The sequence below is a fragment of the Lysinibacillus sp. VIII_CA genome, from assembly GCF_049943995.1.
Lineage (GTDB): Bacteria > Bacillota > Bacilli > Bacillales_A > Planococcaceae > Lysinibacillus > Lysinibacillus pinottii.
On the sequence record NZ_JBNFXM010000016.1, the window covers coordinates 54,467 to 76,585 of the forward strand.

Consider the following 22,119-nt stretch of genomic DNA (forward strand, 5'->3'; position numbering starts at 1 on the left):
TATTTCCCCATTCTGCTATAAACTAACCCCAAAAGGGCATCTCCTCTAATGAGGAAATGCCCTTTTTATGACATATAACTTAATAATAGAAGTTGCGATCAACTTTATTTTCTTGAATAGCCTTTGCTAAACGGACTGTTGAGACAGCTAAATCAGCATATGACACACTCTTCGTAGCATTAAAGTTATTTTGCTGTGCGTCAATCAGACCCATACCATTTGCTAATGCAATATAGCCTGTATACGCTGGATCAATTGAAGCTGCATCAGCAAAGTTTAATTTATAAATATCCTTATACTTAGCAACATTGTCTAATTGTAATAGTTTGATTGACCACTCTGCGAACTCTTGACGACTCAGAGTAGCATCTAATGCAAATTGATTAGCTGGCTGAATGATGCCCATTTTAACAGCTTGCTCTACTACCCCATAGAGAGGATGTTTTTTATCAATATTGTTGAAGGATTGCTTTTCTCCATCTCCACTACCATAGTAACCATATGTTAAGGAATGCAATAAAATTTTCAATGCTTCTCCTTTTGTTACAGCAGCGTCCGCATTAAAGTTTGCTATATCTTTTACATCTAACACATTTTGATTGAATAAATAGTTCAACTCTTTGGCAGCTGTTGGATGAGAAATAACTGGTTTCTCTGTGGAGCCATCTACATTATTTAGCCATTCACCAGACACAGCATCTATCTGGTTATATAAACTGCCATTGTAAGTAGGCGCATAGACTAAATCGTAATGTAGTTTACTCTCTGTATCTTGTTTTACATATTGTAATTGCAATGTAAGTGCTTTGCTATAAGCTTCTTTTGCTTTGTCAGCTGATATGACATTTTTAATCGGCTGCCAGTTATCTATCTTCTGCTTATTAACACTTAATGAGCGTAAGGTTCCATCAGCCCCAATCCCTACATGTAAACCATCTCCTACAACTGCAATTCCATTCATGATGCGTGGGAAGGTGAAGTAATAGTCCTTACTATATTGATCAAATACAGCATCCTCTATTGGCATTGAATATTCATGTAAATACGAAGGTGCCCATTCCTTTAAGTAATCGATTGCCTTCTTCAATGCAGCGTCCTTAGAAATAGCGTTTACTTTGTTATCTGTTAAAAAGTCTCTTGATAGGTCATGATACTGAACTAGCTCACCTGTCGCCTTATTAATTTCTAAAGAGCTACCCGATCCACCATTGCCATACATATACGTATAGTTTACAGAGTAGATCGTCTCACCATTGTCATTTTCTCTTTCATCTACTAAATCGATCGTAAGCTTTGCTTTACTCTCATCAACTTTTAAGAAATTTTTTGCGAATTCTTCAGCTTCAGTTGCCGTTATACCGTTCTTTCTTGGAGGTAGCGGTTGTGCTGAAATTTTTTCAACACTCTTTGTCTTCGGCAACTGTTCAGTGAAGCCATTTGCTGTCTGCCATTGCCCATTAAGAGCATGTACACCATTGAACCCTGTAACAGGCGCATAAACAAGCTTCACGTTACTTTGGTCAGATCTGTAATCATAATCAATATAATAACGAAGTTCCATAGCTAGGTTTTCACGAACTTGCGCCAACACATCTTCTTCTTTCTTTTTTTGATCTAAATTATCAAAAGAAGCTTTACTAATAGACTCTGCATTACTAGACATCCCGGTAACATCACCATTTGCCAGAACATTAATAGTTATACTTTGATCTCCAATAAGAACCCCATTATAAATTGGTGAATAGGTAAAGGAGTAAGTAATTGGTTCTGATAACGGTCTAGTAATATTAAAACCATATTCGTTATTATCATCTCGAAGTTTAAAATTATCCGAATTCACAAATTTACCCAGGAATTTTTGCGCAATTTTTTGTGCTTCATTCTCTGAATACTTTGCTGGATAGATTGCCTCTGCCATATTTGCAGGCTGATAATAAAAGTGTTCTAATTCTAAATCATCACCCTTAAATACAAAACTACCATGTACATCTTTACCTTTAATGGTTTTATAGAAATTTAGTTCATATCGCACCGTTGTATCATCTCTATAGAAATGTCCAGGTCCAGAATTAAAATCTTGATCCGCTACAAATTTGAACTCTTCCGGGAATAGTGAACGGAGCTTTTTTATCAGCATATTTTTTGTAATTTTTGTTTCAGTTGAAGCTACTTGAATTTCAATACGCTCCGATGATTCCTTTACATTTGCTGATGCCTGCGATATTGGTGCTAGCATACCAACAGAAAAAGCTGTTGATGTTAAAATGATTCCTAACTTTTTAAATTTACCCAAAATATCCCTCCTAAAATACAATTTACCATAATTATAATACAGATTCCTATATTTAGAAACAATTTTACAGATAATTACCAACTACGCCGAAAATACATTGGGTAAACCCTATTCTTCTATCGCATATCATTTCTTTACCACATCAAAGTTAGCACCAATTAATAGCCAATTTTGAGGGAATGGTAGTCCTAATTTCCAATAGCCGATCCCCCGAAGATTATATTGTTTAACAAGATTAAATTTAGCTTGAATGGATCTTGCATCTTCAAACCATACAATATGTGCCCTACCTTGTTCATCATAGTATTCAAAAAACGGAGCTTGTGCTCTCCAATCATATTGAATTGCCGCATTGTAACGTTTGGCAGTCTCAATAGCTCGTTGAGGACTCAATGCTTCTGCAATAGGCCCCCCCTGAACAAATGGTAACGTCCAATCATAACCATATAAATTTTGTCCCAGCATAATTTTGCCTGCAGGTATTTCACTCACCGCATACTTGACCACTTCCTCCACTTCAGGAAGTGGGGAAACAGCCATTGGTGGTCCTGCTGAATAACCCCATTCATAGGTCATTAGTAAAACAAAGTCCACTATCTCACCATGTGCCCTATAATCATGTCCCGCAGTCCATGGACCTCGATCACTTGCATTTGTTTTTGGAGCCAACGCAGTAGATACTGTGTAACCCTGAGCATGAAACTTCTCCACAGCTCTTCTTAAAAAATTGTTATAGGCTTCTCGTTGATCGCCTGGTAAATTTTCAAAATCAAAATGGATATCCTTAACGTCACCTAGCTTATTAGCCTCTGCAAGAATATTATCAAAGAGTAAATCCTGAACAGCCGTACTTTGAAAAATATCTCTCGCTAGCTCTCCACTAAAACTGAAGTTTTCCAGATTCGTAACAACCATTGCCAAAGAAGCCCCAGTATCATCCGTAATCTGAGGTACACCTTGACTAGGCGGTATCCGTAAGGTGCCATCTCGTCTGGCTTCGTAGCTAAATAAAGCCAAGTATGTTAAATAGGGACCCGCTTCTCTGGCTTGATCCAAAAGCACCTCACTAACAGAAGTACCCCTTGGTTCTAAGTATGCTAACGTTTCTGCTCTGGTTTTTGGTGGTTGCGGAATATATAATCTCATCCCAACAGCTAATGGTTGGTTCGGATTAATACCATTTACTTGTGCAAGTGTTACATAGTTAATACCCAATCGTTGCCCGATTGACCATAGACTATCTCCTGGCTGTACATAATAAAAACTGCCGACAATTGGAATAACGAGTGCTTGCCCCACGACTAAACGATTTGGCTCTGGAATTTTATTGGCGTCTACAATACTTTGAACTGTAGTCCCATATGCCTCCGCAATACCCCATAAAGACTCGCCAGCCCGTACAACATGTATTTGAATGACTTTGCCTCCTTCTAGCTTGATAAATCATACCTATAAAGTTTATGAAATAAGGAATGAAATGATGTCTTACTAGAAATCTCATAAAAAATCCATTCACTAGAAGCAGTAATGGATTTTTTAATAGCTTTACAGCTTGGGCAAATAATTGTTCAAGTAAGAAAAGCACCTTCGTTTTTTAGTATATATTTCCATACGTATTTATTCCTGAAAAATACTTGCGTAACATCCTCTGTCTTTTCTCTACTATTTGTGTTAGAGCGCAAAATGATACATACCCCAACGAAAACAATCGTACAAACGTTCTATTTTTGAAGTATCCTTTAGCAGAACTTCCCTCTCTTTTTACCTTACAAATCATCCGTAATACACTATTTTTTGTTACACATTTCCCAAAAATATTTATGCAACTAGCTTCGTATGCCTTATTCTTTTCACAGCTACCCCTCTTGTATAATGAAATTATTGTAAGGAGGTGTTAGATTGCGTTTATTTTACCAACAAAAAGTAATCGGTAAGAAATCACGTAAGCTTCAAAAGATTCCATTTTTTATCGAAGAGCCTGTCATAAATTTACAGGATTTACTTATAAAGATTGTCACACAACAGGTACAACAATATAACGAAAAAATGGTAGATACGCCTCTCCATCTATATTTAACCGATCAGCAATTAGATCATGCTGCTCAGTACGGCAAAGTCCATTTTGGAGAGAAAAAAAACGGTTCATTCCAACCAGTAGACCAAGCCGTCTCTACAATGCTCCAAGCTTTTCAAGATGAACTTTTTTTAGTCCTTCATAATGAGGAGACCATAGATTCGCTTAACTCACCACTAGCTGTACAGGAGGACGATGTTTTTACATTTATTAAATTAACAATGCTTGCAGGACGAATTTGGTAAGGAGGAATGTTTCATGACACTTTCACATGAACAAAAAACACATTTTCAAAGTATAGTTGACACAGCACCGTCAACTATACAGCCATTAGCGGCTGCATTACTAAAATATATGGACAATCGGAATTATGATATTGAACAGCTTATTACAGAACAGCACGTTCAATCACTAGAGGAACTATTTAGCGGACCATTATTAGAAGTGCTTACACTTTTTTCTTCACAGGAACGGGCATCCCATATCAAGAAATTAGCTTTACGTTTTGATGCTACGATATTCCAAACTGATAGTTTACGTCGCTCATTTCGGTCAGCCTCGTCCGTACAAGATCATCTTTTTCAATGTCTACAATTAATAGAGGAGATGCTGACATTTGAGGAAATTGGTTTACAAGATTTACTAGCTCACCACAGCCAATATGAGCATGGTACATACCCTAACTATAGCTCCTATGTATTGAAAAACGAAAATGAAAAAGTAATGAGCTTTCATGTATTTGAGCAATTGCTTGCTGAAGAGTTATCCTTAGAAAATCCTATCATTGAAGAAAAGATAGAAAGTATTTTATTTGATGAGCACCGCAGTACCTTTTTCGGTCATCCCCTCATTCGTGGCATTTTTAAATCAAGCAATGGTCGGATGCATGAAGCACTTGGTAAATTATTAGTAGCGGCTGCACGTCAAGAAGGGCTTCGACAAGCAATTGTAGAAAATATTGACCATGGGAATCTAGATGCACAACTAAAAATGATGAAACTTATCCAGGAACATCAACTAACAAGGTTCTCCTCTGTTATTCGAGCGGTCGATACATGGATGGGACTTGGCTATAGTAGCTTTGAAAATCAAAAAATTACGGAAGAAGTTTTGTCTTTAGCCATCCAAGCGATGGAAGATGATCATTTCACCGAACAGCTGCTAAAAAGTGAACGTACCATTGATATTTACGTCGCATTATGGGCGACTTCTACAAAAGACTATACGAAGCTAGAATTGCTATTAGCTGATCTCTTAAAGCGAGACAAGCATATTCAGCTTACAACATTAGCCTTTTTAAAGAATCTATCAAAAATCTCCTTTACAGCGCCTTTTGTGAAGGAATTAATTTTAACAACGAAGGATATCGAGTTATTTGCATTTGCATGGAATAATTTCATTCATGCCAACCACTATATAAATAGTGAATATGCGAGAGATAACGAATGGGAAAAAACACTTCAAGGCTTTATGAAAGAAAATTCACAGCTACAAGGCATAGAATATCCTTTATTTGAACAGCTTGAATGGGCAAAAAATGAAATGACAAAAGACGGATTATCCATTACAGGCAAGCCTTTATCTTTTGTCTTTGTACACTTGTCATTCGAAGACTTAATTTCAACACAAATCATTCTTGCGCATTATCTTCAGGATGAAGAGTTATTCCAACGAATCATCGCACGTTCAGATGCTTATCCACCATCAAGTAGGATTGGTCTATTGAATATTTATTGTCTTGATCCAATCACACAAGGACAGCGTGAATTTCTATTCAATTCTTTACGAGATCGAAGCTCTATCAATCGTTCCCTTGCATTAAAAAAAATACATGCCCTGACACCAACCCAAGAAGAAATAGCAAAAATTGAGGATCTTTTAGCTAATAAATCTGGGGCTCTGCGAAAAGAAGCTATTTCACTCTTGAAAGTACAACCACAAGATCATGTATTGCAAAGCGCTGAACGATTAATAAAAGATAATAAACAGCTAAAGAGGCTTGGCGGTCTTGAATTATTATTAGAGGCCTCTAAGGACTACAATTTAGCTAACGAGCAAATTACGGCATTATGCTCACTATTACCAAAGATAACAAAAAATGAACAAGTATTTTTAGAACAATTAGTAGCAAGGGATGTACCAGAATATAACGAAAGCAATGGCTTTGGCTTGTATACACCACATGCCCCTATTTCATACGATAGCATTACCAATAGCTCCATCAAAATGAACAGTGAAGAACCTTGGCAACAGCTTATACCTTTATATGTACAAACACCTACACCCATTGAAAAATTTTTCCAATATGATTTAGATAAGCTTCTCTTCAAGTTAGAGCAACTTATTCATATTCTTGATGAATATGCTGATTTTGAATATGAAACTTTTCAATGGAATGACACTAAAATGACCACTACTTTAGGACAAAAATACAGTATATTGGCCACTAAAACAGACAGTCAGCGACATGCTAGTTTGGATGTTTATCCTATCCCAGAGGCTATTGTTCAATGGATTCAATCATCATCCTTTAGCAGTGAAGACTTAGCGTATTTTAATTTTTATAGTCATCTATCTGAATACCCTGCTGCGCATGACCTTTCTGAAGCAGCCCATGTTCTTATACAACCATTCTTTCAGTATGAAGAAATAAAAAAATATGTTGCTCAATTTAATTCCTTGAAATATCACTATACACTTCAACAAATTTTTTCTGTTTTGTCACAAGATATCAAAAATATTTCAGGAGAGACAACACTGCATACAGAAGCAGTTTCATTACTAGAAAGACATACACCGGTATTTAATAGCTTCAATCAGGCAGCTGGTATTGTGCTTCAGCTATTACATCAAATCCCTGCTGATCAATGGCTAGTGAATGTAAGAGATAAAGGTTATTACTACTATCAATCTACCTCTACAATTATCGACTTAGATATTATTGAGGCATTTGTCGATCGACTATCGAATTATGCAACTTATGAAGACTATGCTAAAATGCTTGCCATCAATGAAGAGCTAACAAAACGTATGCAAAAAGAAAATTATAGCCCAATTCTATACGATTTATCATTATTCCAATATTTAGATGCCTTTAAAGCTGGTCTATTAAAGCAAGACCATTTATATGAAGCCATTTTTACGAATACTCTTGCCTCAGAAATATTTACTGAACCAAGTAAACTACTAGATCGCTATCAATCGTTTGATGACTTAACGGATTTCCTTGCTATTCGTAATGAAGCTATAGATCGCATCTTAGCTATAGAACTGAAGCGTGGTGATACTCCAACAGCTGTTACCAAGCTGGCTAGTAGCATTTCTTACTTTGAAGGGATTGATTATTTCCTGCAAATTTTACAGGCACTTGATGGTGAAAAGCTTTCGCGAGGCTATATATGGCAGGCTGAAACGAAGAAAGATGTATTCTCCCGCCTTTTAACTAGCTGCTATCCTAAAAAAGAAGAAACGGCACAGCAATTAAAAGAAGCATGGCAAAAAACAGAGATTTCTAAAGAGCGTTTAATTGAAGCTATGATGTATAACCAGCATTGGATTGACCTTGTCAGTGAAGTGATTGACTGGGAAGGACTAAAGGAATCAGCTTGGTATTTTATCGCTCATACTACAGATTCTTTATCAGATTTTGCCAAAGATCAGATAGCTCTCTTCTCCAGCATAACGGCAGAAGATTTTGGTGATGGCGCCTTTGATTTAGCATGGTTCCAAAGTGCTTACCAAACATTGGGTTCGAAGAAATTTAAAGTTGTATATGATGCAGCAAAATATGCTTCTGAAGGAGCCAACCATCGTCGAGCTCAGTTATATGCAGATACAGCCATTGGCAAACTTAGTCCGAAACCATTAATGAAAGAAATTCAAGAAAAGCGCAATAAAGATAAACTACGTGCACTTGGACTTATTCCTTTAAAATCAGCAGATGACAAAGATGCTCTAGATCGTTACCAATTTATTCAACAATTTTTAAAGGAGAGTAAACAATTTGGCGCTCAACGTAGGGCAAGTGAGGCACGAGCAGCTAGTATTGCACTAGAAAATTTAGCCCGTAATGCTGGAGATGGGGAAGCCACTCGCTTCATATGGCGAATGGAATTATCAGCCTTTAACGATATTCAGCATTTATTTAAAGCACAGCCTATCGAACAAATAACAGCGCATTTACAAATCGAAGAAGATGCAACTATTACGATATTTGTTGAAAAAGATGGTAAACGACTAAAAAACATACCTACTGCTTTAAAAAAGCATGCTGACGTTGTCACTCTTCAAGAAGCTCGCAAAGATTTGCAAGAGCAATATAAACGTGCACGTCCAGCACTTGAGCAGGCAATGGCATTAGAAACCATATTTTCAGCGGAAGAGCTAATCAACCTGTTAGCTCACCCAATTCTAGCTCCTCTTTTACAAAAGCTTGTCTTTATTAGCGGCGAGCATGTTGGGATGATAACACCAGAGGGCTTACAAGTACTATCAGGTAACGTTGTGAATTTGGCTCCAACAACAACCTTAATGATTGCTCATCCTTATCATCTTCTTGAAAGTGGTCAATGGAGACAATGGCAAGCCTATATGTTCGAGCACAAAATACAACAGCCATTTAAACAAGTGTTCCGTGAACTATACCTTATAAATGCAGACGAAAAAGGACGAAAACAATCATTGCGTTATGCGGGACATCAAGTCAATCCATCTCAAACAGTAGCCTTGTTAAAAACACGAGGCTGGCAAATTAGTTATGAAACTGGACCTCGTAAGGTGTATTACAAAGAAAATATAGTGGCTTCCTTGTATGCGCAGGCAGACTGGTTTACTCCAGCAGAAATCGAAGCACCTACAATCGAAGGTGTTTATTTCTACAACCGTTTAACAGGAAAAGATATCGTCTTAGATGATATTCCAGCCGCAATCTTCTCCGAGGTTATGCGGGATATGGACCTCGTTGTCAGCGTTGCCCATGTTGGTGGTGTCGACCCTGAGGCCAGTCATTCTACTGTTGACATGCGGAGTATTATCGTTGAAGAATTAGCTAAATTATTAAAACTATCCAACGTAGAAACTAAAAAACAACATGTCCTTATTGAAGGTAAATTAGCAAGCTATTCCTTGCATTTAGGCAGCGGTATCGTTCATCAAGTCGGTGGTTCGATGATACCGATTGTCGCAGTCCCATCTCAGCATCGTGGACGTATATTTTTACCTATGGTGGACGATGATCCACGGACAGCTGAAATTATGGCAAAGCTTTTATTGCTAAGTGAAGATACTAAAATTAAGGACCCAGCCATTTTAGCTCATATTCGAAGTTATGAACAAACGCATTAAGAGATATAAAACAAAAACAGGTGACGAAACATATGTCACCTGTTTTATTGTACGTCTGTTTTTATCATTTCAAATAAAAGGGGTACATTCGTTCCTCGCTGTAATGAATGGCTTCCTTCCATTAAATATGACCAGCTTTTTTTCATTTTTTCCCTATATGGTAATTCAGTATCGACTGGCAAATAAGCCTTTAAATAATCTTCGATTGTACCAGACAAGTTTTCTATAAACTCATCCGCCTTGTGGATTTTCTCTGTTGGGATTTCATTGCGTTCATCCCATAGTACATGTTCTAAGTTTGTAGAGAAATAAAATAATTGATAAGGCACTTTTAAGCGATTAATACTAAAATGGTCATTGGCAATTAAAATTCTGACATTTCTCGCCTTCATTTCATTGCGCTGTTCAATTTGCTCCTTACGCTTATTAGACTTCACTAAAATGGCTTCCTCAGTATAAAACAATTTTTGCTCAATTTTCTCATCGACTTGGACGCATTCTGGTGCAATAAAACAACCATCTGCATCTGTTATATGAACAACAGCAGTTAAATCCTTCGCCAAAAATTTATATTTTTCTAAATAACTCTGGATTACCCGTATAACACTGTTTTTAATATTCGGGATGCGTTTATGGGCATCCCATTTTGTTAATACATCCTCACGCTGGACATCAAATCGTATAGTTGCATTCGCGAAGTAAGCATCCAAGTAATCCTCTAAAATAATTTGCTCCGTCTGCCCCTCAACAATGATTAAAAGTACTTTTTTAGTCATGGTGCACACCTGCCTTACGAAAAGCACGCTTAATTTTAAATGTTTTAGTCTCCTTATAAACCTCTTCATCCTGGCCGCCAAGCTGAATAGCACGCAAGTAGACATCTCTGGCATTATTTACTTCTTTAATGCCCTTTAACTGCATATAACGGTGATTTTCATTCGTTGTCGTAAACCATAAATTTTTAATAGCTAGCACCTCTAACACTCGTAGATTATGGGATGTGAAAAAAAGCTGTCCTTTTCCATCCTCATCTATCACTGTTAACAACTCACCTAGCAAATATTCAAAAACACCTGAATCTAATTCATCAATCACGACACAAGCATTTGGATTGTTATATACGGCAATCAATACACTAAGAACTGAAATAATCTTCAATATCCCTTCAGACTCTGTTCGTAAGGGTAATTCCTGCTCTCCACGCTGCGATAAAAATTCAAAACGGATGCCTTGTCCACCATCATCCATTGTTTGCTTTGTAATGATATTGATTTTAATAGTTAGACCTGGAATAATAGCAGCTAGCACTCGGTTACTCTGTTCAATCACTTCACATAAGGCATAGAATTCATCCTCTGGCAATAATGCAGGACCCTTTAAATCATACGGAATTTGCCCTCTTGTTTTCTCTAAATGAATACTAAATGGCATGATACGTTCTTCAAATAGAGGAGCAATATTTTGATTATTCACTACATGTAAATCTCGATTAAAATCAACGGCCATATTTTGGAGCAGCTGTATTTCTTGCTCGGTAAGCCGTTCCTGTAATAATGGCTTCAAATCTTTATGAAAGAGAAAGGATCGATATTCCTTTCTTGCTAATTGTTGAATAACAAGCAATTGAATACGTGCTTGTTCACTCATATCAGGCAAATGAGAGTTACGAATTTGAATACCATTCTCTGTCATAGCCATTAACACCTTTGAGCGTTTTCCTTTGTCATTTTCTCGGTACGTGAGACGTTCCAGTGTTGTATAGAGCCGATGTTGATCCTCCTGCAGCTCTACATAATAATGGACAAAAAATGTACCAAATTGATTCTCAACTAAAAATTCAAAATCAAGACTGGCTGTATCCTCGCCTGCTAAAATTAGCCGCTTCTCTTGCGAGGGCAGCTTCACTTCAGCAAGCCAACCTGAGATAAGGGTCTTCAATAAACCAAACGCATCAACAATGGTTGTCTTCCCTGAGCCATTTTGTCCGTATAGTCCAACAACATTTGCTTTTAAGAAGGTCTCAAAGTTAACAGCCAGAATAATCTCACCATGTCGTACATTCCGTAAATTTTTTATGTTTATTTTTTTCACTTTAATGATTGCCATCTGCTAAACACCCTTTAGCTCTTTTCCCCTATTATAATGAAAATTGATATATTTTATAACAATATTCCACTTAATTATCAACTAGCCTATAGCCTATGACACTCACAGTAAGTGGGCATATGTTAAAGAAAATGAAGAAAGGTGTGTTTCATTGGTTTATCCTAGATTGGCCCCTGAAGATTTTAACAGTCAATTCCGTCCAGGAATGAAAATATGGGTGACACTTCCTACTGGGACTTATTCAGGTACATTAATTCGAACATTTGGAACAGGAGGAAGAACTGCTGAAATTCAATTAGATAACGGTCAAATAGTGACTGTTGATGTTAGCCAAATAACCGCGGCTGGTACAGGAGCACCTCCTGGTAATTCCTATCCACCACCTTATCCACCACCCTATCCGACACCTTATCCGCCGCAACCGTACCCACCAAGGCCATATCCACCGAGACCTTATCCACCAAGACCTTATCCACCACAGCCTTATCCACCACAACCTTATCCACCACAACCTTATCCACCACAACCACCAAGGCCATATCCGCCATTTCCAGGGGGACAATTCCCAGGCTTCCCACCCCCATTATTGCCAGGACTCCCCAATATAATGCCAGGTATCATCGGTAATCCCAGACAGCCGTAAAAAATAATAGGCTTTCTCTTTATTCATTTACGAATAAAGAGAAAGCCTTTTTTTACATTTTTATATTTTATTCCCGTAACAAAACTACGATAAGCAATAGTATTTTCTAGAAGAAATGACATTCCCTAATAGGCAAAAAGACTTAACGAGAGATTAAAAAATAAGATTTTAGCCAAATTTTAATTAAATTAAATTTGACTCAGTTTTGAGCATACTTGTTTTTTATATTAAATAGCCTCTAAATTTTCGTAAAAATATCGTCTAAGCTGAAAAATACATAGACTAAAACACTAAAAATTCTCATTCATCTACTAAAATCTACACTTCAAATAGTAAGTTTTCTGGGTTGTGAATCATTTTTTTTGGCAGTATAGTAGTTTATTGTTAGGGGATAATTAGATTATTTTTCACTGGTATATATTTATTGAGAATGCATCTAGAATTCTATGAATGACACCACGACATTACATTGAATGAGCTTTTATTTCATCGATTAAATACCCATTTCTCATCCTTAACATGAAATAATCGGTATAATATAATTAGGAGGAAAAGCATGAAAAAACGTAAGAAGCAGCATATGTCTATTAGTAAGAAAATAACTGCTATAATGGTAAGTATTTTATTACTGTTTGGATTAGTTACTTTAGGTCTTTCTTATTATATAGTAAGAAATAGTAATTTAACAGATATGAATCAATCACTTGATGACAAAGGCATGATCTTAGCCAAAACAATTGATGTTAACACATTGAAATCGATATTAGATAATCCTTCAGACAGTAACCCTGATGCCCTTCGACTGACGAAGGAAATGGATGCTATTAATGATTATTCAGATAGCATTACCAATCTCTTTTTAATAACTGTTAATGGGGAAAATATTAATGCACCTGTCCTTTCTTCTAGTATACTTAAACTAGGAGCTGAGTATAATCAGGACATGATTGCTATGGGTTTATCGCCTGATTTCCTAGCGAGAATTAAAGAGGTTTTTGAGACAAAAGAGGCTACAGCTACAGATATCTATAGCGATGAATTTGGTAGCTATAAAACTGGCCTTACACCAATTTTAGATGATGATGGAAATATGCTAGCTGCGTATGCTATTGATTATGACGTGTCGATGGTAACTGGCAAGGCTATGTCAGAGGCACTTTGGACATTGGTAGTAACGGTTATTTTCTTAATTGGTTCATCTATTGCTGTGTATACTCTTTTAAGAAAAAAATTAACACCTATTCAGCAGCTATCCTTACAATCTAAAAAAGTAGCAAATGGTAATTTAGAGCTTGAGCCTTTACCAGTTACTTCAACGGATGAAGTAGGAACGCTTACTCAAAACTTTAATTCGATGATTGAAAACTTAAAAACTGTTATTAAAAGTACAACAAATGTATCAGCACGTGTATCAAACACAGCTAATATTTTGTCTACGAATATGCAGGAAACTTCTGATTCCTACAATACCGTAGCTTCTTCCATGCAAGAAATTGCGAGTTCAGCTGATCTTCAAGTTCAAAGAGCTAAAGAAAGTACAATTACAATAGAAGAAATGAGTATTGGAATTCAACGTATTGCGATGACATCCAATCAGATTTCAGAATCTTCTATTTTAGCATCTGAGGAAGCTGAAAGAGGGAATGATTCAACTAATAAGTCTGTCGCTCAAATGAATGCGATTAGTCAGGCAGTCAATCAATCAGCGGCATCTGTTAAATTGCTGGGCGATCATTCTAATAAAATTGAAGAAATTGTCGGCATTATTACTGGCATTGCCTCTCAAACAAACCTCCTAGCCTTAAATGCAGCCATTGAAGCTGCTCGTGCAGGAGAAGCTGGCAGTGGATTTGCCGTTGTAGCTGATGAAGTGCGTAAGCTAGCTGAACAGTCTGAGGCCTCAGCCCGGGAAATTTCCACGCTTATATCTCATATTCAGCACGATACGAATGAATCTGTTAATATCATGGTTCGGGCGGTAGAGGAAGTTGATCATGGTATTGTCATGATCAACGATTCAGAACAATCATTTAGTCAAATTTTAACATCTATTCATCATGTAACAGGGCAAATACAAGAGCTATCCGCAACTATTGAAGAAATGGCGGCTGGCATGGAACAAGTCACTTCTGCTGTTAAAGATATGGAGGACTTCTCCATCAACTCTAAAGATAGTACAAGAGCAGTAGCTGCAACTTCTGCCTCTCAGCTAAATACAGTACAGCAAGTATCTGAAGAAGCACAAGTACTATCCGAGTTATCTGAAGAATTATTGAATGTTGTCAATACCTTTGTAGTGAAATAAAAAGAGAAAGGGCTGCCCTTATACGGTGTTTTTGGTCCCTTAGCTTCTACAGAATACTTTCTGTCAGAGCTAACGGACTTAAAATTTCCTGCATAAGTGACTGCCCTTTTCTAGAATAGGGGTTGTAATGATTGAATAATAAACGAGAATTTGATTGTCCTACATCACAGTTTAATAAGCATTTTTCTAAACAAGAGAAGCTACTATCCAATCATACACAGCTATTAAATGAAGAGGATACATTAGCTTATCAAACATTAAATCGCACTATGGCTGACTATGATAAAACTATCACAATACCAGAAGTATTTTATCAAGTAGCACAGCAATTTGCAGACCGTATCGCTCTATCCTATGAAGATGGCAAGATGACCTATCGTCAGTTAAATGAACAGTCCAACCAAGTTGCACATATGCTATTAGCCAATGGTCTTCAAAAAGGTGACTATGTGGCAATTATCATGGACCGTAGTAAGGAAACTATTATTAGTTTGTTAGGTGTGCTAAAAGCGGGTGGTGTTTATGTTCCTATCGATCCTAGTTATCCAAAAGAACGTTGCCAGTATTTGTTACATGATACAGGTGCACCATTTATCATTACGAAAAACGAATATAGTGACTTACTGAATGACCTAATACATAATAAGTTCCAATCACACACAGTGCTAACAATCAATCAAATGGAGAGTGGCCTTTCAAAAGAGGATTTGCCATGTAACCTACATCCATCCGATTTAGCCTATATTATTTATACATCTGGTTCTACTGGTAAACCTAAAGGTGTTTTGCTTAAACATACAGCCGTTATTAACCTAATTACAGATAATCAAAGAATTTACCATTCGACTGAAGAAGGTGTATTTTCTCAGTTTATTTCTTACAGTTTTGATCCCTCTGTGACAGAGACTTTTACCGCTTTCTTTTCTGGTGCAAGACTCCATATGCTCACAAGTATTGAGCGTCTTTCAATAGAAGCATTTGCTGATATGATTGCACGAGAGCGAGTAACAACAGCAACTGTACCAAACGCTTTCTTTACACAATTAGCCACACATTTACCTGTAGAGTATCGGGACAAGTTGATGACACTACAATATTTATCCGTCGGCGGCGAAGCTCTATTGCCTGCCATTGTTCAAAAATGGCAAGAAAAGTTCGGATATTCTACAGAAATTATAAATGTTTATGGACCAACTGAATGTACAGTGTTAACTTCCTACTTTAAGATAAAAAGTCAGCTTACAGACATGCAATCTAGTATTCCTATCGGCAAACCGATTGCCAATTATGAGATGTATGTAGTGAATGAGGATGAACAGCTTTGCCCAGTTCATGTAACAGGCGAACTATGTATTGCTGGGGTTGGCTTGGCAGCAGGATATTTACATCAGCCTGAAAAAACAGCCGAGGTCTTTGTCCCGCATCTGTTTAAACCAGATCAAAAAATGTATCGCACAGGTGATTTAGTGCGCCTTTTACCTAATGGTGTCATTGAATTTGTTGGACGGAAGGATTCGCAAATTAAAGTAAGAGGCTTCCGTATTGAGCTTGGAGAAATTGAGACAGTATTAAGCAATTACCCTACCATTCAGGAATCTGTAGTGATAGCTAAGAAAATGTCTGATGGTCAGAACCATTTATTTGCTTATTATACGGTGGCAAGTGGTATTCAGCTAGAGGAACGCAATTTAAGAGACTATTTACACAATCTTTTACCAGATTATATGGTGCCTGAACGATTCATCGAATTACTAGAAATGCCATTATCCCCTACTGGCAAAATTGATCGCACGCAGTTGGCCTCAATGGATACACATTTATCACGGAGTAATTTATACGTTGCCCCTGAAAATGATACGCAGCATTTACTAGCAAATGCATGGGAGTATGTACTTAACGTCAGCCCAATAGGTATTCATGATAACTTCTTTCACATTGGCGGACATTCATTAAAAGTACTTGAAATTCTTGTACAAGTGAAGAAGCATATACCATTCCTAAAGATTCAGGATTTTTTCCAATATCAAACGATTGCTGAATTAGATCAATATATTTGCAACCATCAGCCTGAAGATTTAGACGTGCAAACGCAACCTACTAACCTTGTTTATAAGGATTTAATGGAGCCTGGTCCGCTACCAATCTCACCAATAGTGAAGCCATTACCGATGACTACGGTTTTATTAACAGGTGCGACAGGTTATTTAGGAAGCCACGTGCTATATGAGCTACTAGTCTCAACAAAAGCGCACATCTATTGTCTTATTCGACCAAGTGAAAAGAGCACTTTAGAGGATAAGCTAATGGAAAGTATGCAATTTTACTTTGGACATAACATTGGTAGACATATGCAGAATCGAGTAACTATCATTAAAGGCGATTTAGGAAAGAAAAAACTTCATCTAACTAGTGAAGATGAACAGACACTAATAGATGAAATCGATGCCATCATCCACTGTGGAGCTGATGTACGTCACTTCGGAGCGACTGAGCATTTTAATAATGTCAATGTAAATGGGACACGTTATTTACTTGAATTGGCAGAGCGTAAACCTGGTATTCATTTTCATTATGTATCAACAATCGGTATTCCAGAGGAGCTCGCTGCCATTCAATGGGGGGCAGAAGAGGCTAATGGTGATTTCAACTACGATACGAAGCTTCATAATGTCTATACACAAAGTAAGCTGGAAGCAGAAAATCTCGTAAGAAATGCAGTACATGATATGATTCCTATTTCAATCTATCGAGTAGGTAATTTGAGTTGTCATTCTGAAACAGGAAAATTCCAACGTAATATCGATGATAACGCCTTTTACCGTATGATTAAAGCTATGCTTTATTTAGGTAAAACCCCTTCTGTACAATGGCATGTAGACTTTACACCAATTAATTATGCTAGCCAAGCATTAGTATGTCTAGCTAATCAGCCAGCATCAAATGGTCATGTCTTCCATTTATGTAACCCTGTATCGCTTACTTATTTAGAATTAATCGACATGCTGAAGGAATTTGGCTATGATTTACAAGTTATGTCAAAGCAAGAGTATACAAATTGGCTATTACATGATGATCATTCTATAGAAGTACAGGAATATTTAGCATTAGCTATTGCACAGCTAGAAGGTGATGGAGCTAGTGACTCACCATTTATCTTTAACTGTAAAAAAACGATTGAATTTCTAGCCAATGCAAGAATTGAATGTGCTGCACCAAATACAGCATTTATTCACCAAATGATTGAATACGGGATAGAAACTGGCTACTTTCCTGAGCCTACGCAAGTCAATATACGATGAGCACAAATGATATACAGCTTTTTGCACTACCATTAGGGGAACCGTTAACTTCAGCAGAATGGAATGTATTTCATAATGTACTCCCTTCTCATGTTCAAAGAAATATCCAGCAGTACAAGCAGTGGCAGGACCGTCAAAGAGCCTTGCTAGGTAACACGCTTATTAGGTGGGTGCTCCTCCCATTCATGGATAAGACCACATTCCAAATAACTCAAGACATATATGGTCGTCCAAATGTAGCGAGTCATCAGCACTGGAAAGGCGATTTTAATCTCTCTCACTCTGGTGATTGGATTGTCCTGGCCCTAACAACAAACGGGCGAGTAGGAATTGATGTTGAAGAAATAAAGCCAGTGAATAAAGATATTATGCACTTTGCATTATCTAAACAAGAGTTCCACATGGCTCTTCATCAACCTCTACATGTTTTTTATGAGCTTTGGACTTTAAAGGAGGCTCTTTTTAAAACAGGCTTATTCCCTCACCTATCACCTCACTTGCTTGATACTATCGATATAAAAAAAACAAGAGTGGATCTTTCAACGCAATTACATTATCTCGATCAACGTCATCCTGTAACCATTTGCTGGAACAATGGCTCTACCCATGTAAAAATAACAACATTAAATAAACATCAGCTTCTACAGTAATAAAACAAGGAGGAGAAAACTATCATTTCTCCTCCCTTTTTTATGAATAGAAAAGCTGCCCATTGTGTCTGTTTTATAAACCGTCTGGGCAGCTCCAATATATTATTTAAATAAATCTGGATACATTTCTTTCGCTAAGGCTTCCATACCATCTATTGTATTATAGCCATAACCAAACATATAATTGTAATCCACAATATAAATTTGTTTGTTTTTAATAGCCTTCATGCTTGAAAGCTTAGGGTTAGCATAGATTTCTTCACGAACTTTTGTCAGATCAGACCCATCCCAGTTTGGAAGAATTAACACATCTGGATCTGATGCAATTAATGTTTCTACACTAACATCTCCTGTTTCATCTTTGAAAATATTATCTAACTTCACCATTTTGAATGCGTCGTTAAAAAATGTTTCATCGTGCGCGGGGTATACAAAAAGTTCTTTTGGATCATTTGTATGTAAATAAGCAAATGACTTTTCTTCTTTAATACTTTCTAATTTTGAAGTAATGTCTTGTTGTCGATCTTTTAATTCTTTAATGAAGCTAGTGGCCTTGTCTTGAACATTGAAAATTTCACCGATATTTTCGATATCTTTATAAATAGAATCATATGTACCACCTGTAATGGATGATTCTAATACAAATGTTTTAATGCCCATGTCGTTTAGTGAGTCTACTGTGCCTCCCCCCCATTCAGCATTATCAAATAAGCCACCACGACCAAATACTAAATCTGGATTAGTTCCTAATGTTACCTCTTTCCCTACATATTCATCACTTAATATATTTAACTTTGAATATGCCTCTTCTACAGATTTATCTACAGCACCAAAGTTTGCACCAACACCAACGATTTTATCCCCTAGTCCTAAATGCAATAGTAGTTCCGCTGCTGGGCGTGTATTTGCCATAATTTTTTCAGGTGCTTTATCGAATACTTGATCTTTCTTCTCCCATGTCGAACCACCTTCAGCCTTTGTAAAGTTTTCGATAGTTAATGGATAATGCTCTTTTGTTTGTGCTTCTTCTGAAGTATTTTTGGTAGTATTACCGCAAGCTGTTAACGTTAATACAGCGGCTAAACCAATTCCTAATAATAATTTTTTCTTCATATTGTTGCTCCTCCTATAGTCCATATGCAAAGCCTAATCCATTCGTCACTGGATTAGTAAACGTTTGACACTTGATATGATATAAAGCTTCTATAATCTCGGGTGTTAAAACTTGCTCCGGGGTACCATGCGCATAAATCTCACCATCTTTTACTGCGTAAAGATAATCACAGTAATGTGCAGCCATTTCTAAATCATGCAGTGCTGCTAACACACCAATATTTAAGCTTCTCACACAAGATAGTATTTCAATTTGATAGCGTATATCTAAATGGTTCGTTGGTTCATCTAAAATCATAAATTTAGGTTGCTGGGCGATTGTTCTCGCTAAAATAACCCGTTGTTTTTCCCCACCAGATAATGATAGGAAACTACGACCCTTGTAAGCTTGTAAATTTGTCCGTGTTAAAGCCTCTTCGACAATGTCAAAATCCTTTTGGTTATCGGACTCTAACATTTTCTTATGAGGTGTTCTGCCTAACATCACCATTTGCTGTACCGTTAAATCAAAGTGCATTTCATTGAATTGCCCCACTACACCTAAATGCTGTGAAATCTTTTTTTCTGGGCTTTTCAAAACGTCTAAATCATCTAAAAAGACCATCCCTTTTTGTGGTACTAAGCTTTTATAAATACTTTTCAATAAAGTTGACTTTCCGCATCCATTTGGTCCGATTAAGCCCACAAATTGCTGCTTGTTTACATGAATCGATATGTTTTTTACAATTTCCTTCTTTCCAATCTTTACTTCTATTTCCTTCGCTACTAATTCCATTGTTCTACCCTCCGAAGTTGTAACCTTTTTTTACAATCATATAGATGAATAATGGTGATCCAATGACAGAAGTAATGATGCCAATCGGTAGTTCTACATTCTCGATTAATGTTCGAGATAAAATATCTGCCCATATCATGAAAAGTCCTCCTAAGAGTAACGTTCCTAACATTAATCGTTTATGATCTGCTCCAAAAATCCCTCTCGTAATATGCGGAATAATTAAGCCGACAAAACCAATCATACCTGCATAAGCAACCATCGTTCCTGTTATTAGTGATGTGAGAATCATATACAATTTACGATAAACACTTAAATTGATACCTAATGTAATTGCAGATTCATCTCCAAGTAGCATCGTATTAAGCACACGATGTTGAAAAAGAAATAACGCAGCTCCTAATACAATGACGATTGCTAAAATCGGTGTTTTATCCCAGCTTGCAGAGGCTAAACTTCCCATAGACCAAAAAGTAACAGTTTTTATGCCCTCAGCATTATTGGCAAAAAAGATAATAAGACTTGAAAAGGAGCTACATAATGCACCTATGACAACACCAGATAAAACAAGTTTTACCGATGTTGCTTTACCACCTATACTAGATAAAATAAGCACTGCCATAGAAGTAAGCATAGCTCCAGCAAATGCACCAAAGGCTACACCAAATTGTGCCAGTAATGCACTACTCCCAAAACCAACGAGAATGGCAAAAGTTGCACCTAAGGATGCACCTGAAGAAATGCCAAGTATGTATGGATCAGCAAGAGGGTTTTGTACAACTGCTTGCATCACAGCCCCACATAAAGCAAGTCCAATACCGATGAACAATGCAAAAATAACACGCGGCATTCTGACCTGTAAAATAATATTCAGATAGGATTCACTATCCACACTATCAAGTGTGCCAAACCTCCCATTAGATACAGCATGCAACAAGATATCCATTGATTGCTTGAAGGGTATACTGACCTGCCCAATTGATACAGAAAAAATGGCAGATATTACAATGGAGGCAATTAATAGTAAAACTATGACATAATATATATTGCCCATCCCTATTCTGTTAGCTTCCTGTTTATCCAAAATGTCACCTCTATCTATCAAAATCACTATCGTTGATAACGATTATCATTATCAATTTGTATTGTAAGTGATATCTTATAGAAAAACAACAGGAAAAAATTTTTAATTTGAATTTCGTATCCATAACAAAAAACCAGCTCTCAATTTTATAACTGAGAACTGGTTTCTTTTATAAGTTTATTACTCAAATCGCATTTAGCGTTCGATTACATCATTCCTGGCATGTTTGAATGACTTTCTCGCATCTTTGAAATTCTTTTTTAAGTCTTAATATTAAAAATAACAGCAGCGCGATAGGAACATACATTCCGTACTACTTCGATTTTGTTAGTTTTATCTGTTACTTTTTTGTTAGTTTTAAAAAATAACAAAATGATGCTTATATTATAGAAGAAAGTCATTCACTTTACTGACAACCCCTTCCAATATTGATA

The 22,119-nt window shown here is 36.8% G+C and carries 13 protein-coding genes; 6 read left to right on the forward strand and 7 right to left on the reverse strand.

What is annotated here, in order from left to right:
- Window positions 1-79 precede the first annotated feature (79 nt).
- Both ACP3VS_RS18030 and ACP3VS_RS18035 read right to left on the reverse strand, forming a co-directional pair.
- Entirely contained in the window at window positions 80-2,293 is a 2,214-nt protein-coding gene (locus ACP3VS_RS18030) for a YcdB/YcdC domain-containing protein (RefSeq protein ID WP_036160386.1), read from the reverse strand.
- Between the two features lie 126 nt (window positions 2,294-2,419).
- Window positions 2,420-3,592, reverse strand: coding sequence for a glycosyl hydrolase family 18 protein (locus tag ACP3VS_RS18035; protein WP_426389422.1), 1,173 nt, complete (start codon window positions 3,590-3,592; stop codon window positions 2,420-2,422).
- Window positions 3,593-4,192: 600 nt separating this feature from the next.
- Between ACP3VS_RS18035 and ACP3VS_RS18040 the strand changes: the two genes are divergently transcribed.
- Window positions 4,193-4,612, forward strand: a complete 420-nt coding sequence (locus ACP3VS_RS18040) for a hypothetical protein (protein ID WP_012291950.1) — start codon at window positions 4,193-4,195, stop codon at window positions 4,610-4,612.
- A gap of 13 nt (window positions 4,613-4,625) precedes the next feature.
- Window positions 4,626-9,710, forward strand: a complete 5,085-nt coding sequence (locus ACP3VS_RS18045; protein WP_426389424.1) for a DUF4132 domain-containing protein — start codon at window positions 4,626-4,628, stop codon at window positions 9,708-9,710.
- Window positions 9,711-9,754: 44 nt separating this feature from the next.
- On the opposite strand, the gene ACP3VS_RS18050 is transcribed toward ACP3VS_RS18045, so the two are convergent.
- Window positions 9,755-10,486, reverse strand: a complete 732-nt coding sequence (locus tag ACP3VS_RS18050; protein WP_036164141.1) for a hypothetical protein — start codon at window positions 10,484-10,486, stop codon at window positions 9,755-9,757.
- A complete protein-coding gene (locus ACP3VS_RS18055; RefSeq protein WP_012291947.1) occupies window positions 10,479-11,816 on the reverse strand; it encodes an AAA family ATPase in 1,338 nt (445 codons plus the stop codon). The genes ACP3VS_RS18050 and ACP3VS_RS18055 overlap by 8 nt, the downstream gene beginning before the upstream one ends.
- Before the next feature lie 151 nt (window positions 11,817-11,967).
- Here ACP3VS_RS18055 and ACP3VS_RS18060 point away from each other — a divergent pair, with 151 nt between their 5' ends.
- From ACP3VS_RS18060 to ACP3VS_RS18075, 4 genes are all read left to right on the forward strand, one after another.
- Window positions 11,968-12,459 (forward strand): hypothetical protein, encoded by a 492-nt coding sequence (locus ACP3VS_RS18060; RefSeq protein ID WP_243432630.1) that lies wholly within the window; start codon window positions 11,968-11,970, stop codon window positions 12,457-12,459.
- Between the two features lie 556 nt (window positions 12,460-13,015).
- Entirely contained in the window at window positions 13,016-14,764 is a 1,749-nt protein-coding gene (locus ACP3VS_RS18065; protein WP_012291945.1) for a methyl-accepting chemotaxis protein, read from the forward strand.
- A 131-nt stretch (window positions 14,765-14,895) separates the two neighbouring features.
- Window positions 14,896-18,063, forward strand: a complete 3,168-nt coding sequence (locus tag ACP3VS_RS18070; RefSeq protein ID WP_012291944.1) for a non-ribosomal peptide synthetase — start codon at window positions 14,896-14,898, stop codon at window positions 18,061-18,063.
- A complete protein-coding gene (locus tag ACP3VS_RS18075) occupies window positions 18,060-18,713 on the forward strand; it encodes a 4'-phosphopantetheinyl transferase family protein (protein ID WP_426389427.1) in 654 nt (217 codons plus the stop codon). Before ACP3VS_RS18070 ends, ACP3VS_RS18075 begins: the two co-directional genes overlap by 4 nt.
- A gap of 102 nt (window positions 18,714-18,815) precedes the next feature.
- On the opposite strand, the gene ACP3VS_RS18080 is transcribed toward ACP3VS_RS18075, so the two are convergent.
- Genes ACP3VS_RS18080 through ACP3VS_RS18090 form a run of 3 tightly spaced genes read right to left on the reverse strand, consistent with a single transcriptional unit; the run spans window position 18,816 to window position 21,685 of the window.
- Window positions 18,816-19,826, reverse strand: coding sequence for an ABC transporter substrate-binding protein (locus ACP3VS_RS18080; RefSeq protein ID WP_197225042.1), 1,011 nt, complete (start codon window positions 19,824-19,826; stop codon window positions 18,816-18,818).
- Between the two features lie 13 nt (window positions 19,827-19,839).
- A complete protein-coding gene (locus ACP3VS_RS18085) occupies window positions 19,840-20,601 on the reverse strand; it encodes an ABC transporter ATP-binding protein (RefSeq protein WP_012291941.1) in 762 nt (253 codons plus the stop codon).
- A 4-nt stretch (window positions 20,602-20,605) separates the two neighbouring features.
- The gene (locus tag ACP3VS_RS18090; RefSeq protein WP_426389429.1) at window positions 20,606-21,685 is read right to left on the reverse strand and encodes a FecCD family ABC transporter permease; all 1,080 of its coding nucleotides are present in this window, start codon (window positions 21,683-21,685) and stop codon (window positions 20,606-20,608) included.
- Between the last annotated feature and the right edge of the window lie 434 nt (window positions 21,686-22,119).

Excerpts from the sequence above, each read along its gene's own strand:
- ACP3VS_RS18055 (WP_012291947.1), bottom strand. The coding sequence starts at position 11,816 with ATGGCAATCATTAAAGTGAAAAAAATAAACATAAAAAATTTACGGAAT.
- ACP3VS_RS18080 (WP_197225042.1), bottom strand. The coding sequence starts at position 19,826 with ATGAAGAAAAAATTATTATTAGGAATTGGTTTAGCCGCTGTATTAACG.
- ACP3VS_RS18050 (WP_036164141.1), bottom strand. The coding sequence starts at position 10,486 with ATGACTAAAAAAGTACTTTTAATCATTGTTGAGGGGCAGACGGAGCAA.
- ACP3VS_RS18075 (WP_426389427.1), top strand. The coding sequence starts at position 18,060 with ATGAGCACAAATGATATACAGCTTTTTGCACTACCATTAGGGGAACCG.
- ACP3VS_RS18065 (WP_012291945.1), top strand. The coding sequence starts at position 13,016 with ATGAAAAAACGTAAGAAGCAGCATATGTCTATTAGTAAGAAAATAACT.
- ACP3VS_RS18085 (WP_012291941.1), bottom strand. The coding sequence starts at position 20,601 with ATGGAATTAGTAGCGAAGGAAATAGAAGTAAAGATTGGAAAGAAGGAA.
- ACP3VS_RS18045 (WP_426389424.1), top strand. The coding sequence starts at position 4,626 with ATGACACTTTCACATGAACAAAAAACACATTTTCAAAGTATAGTTGAC.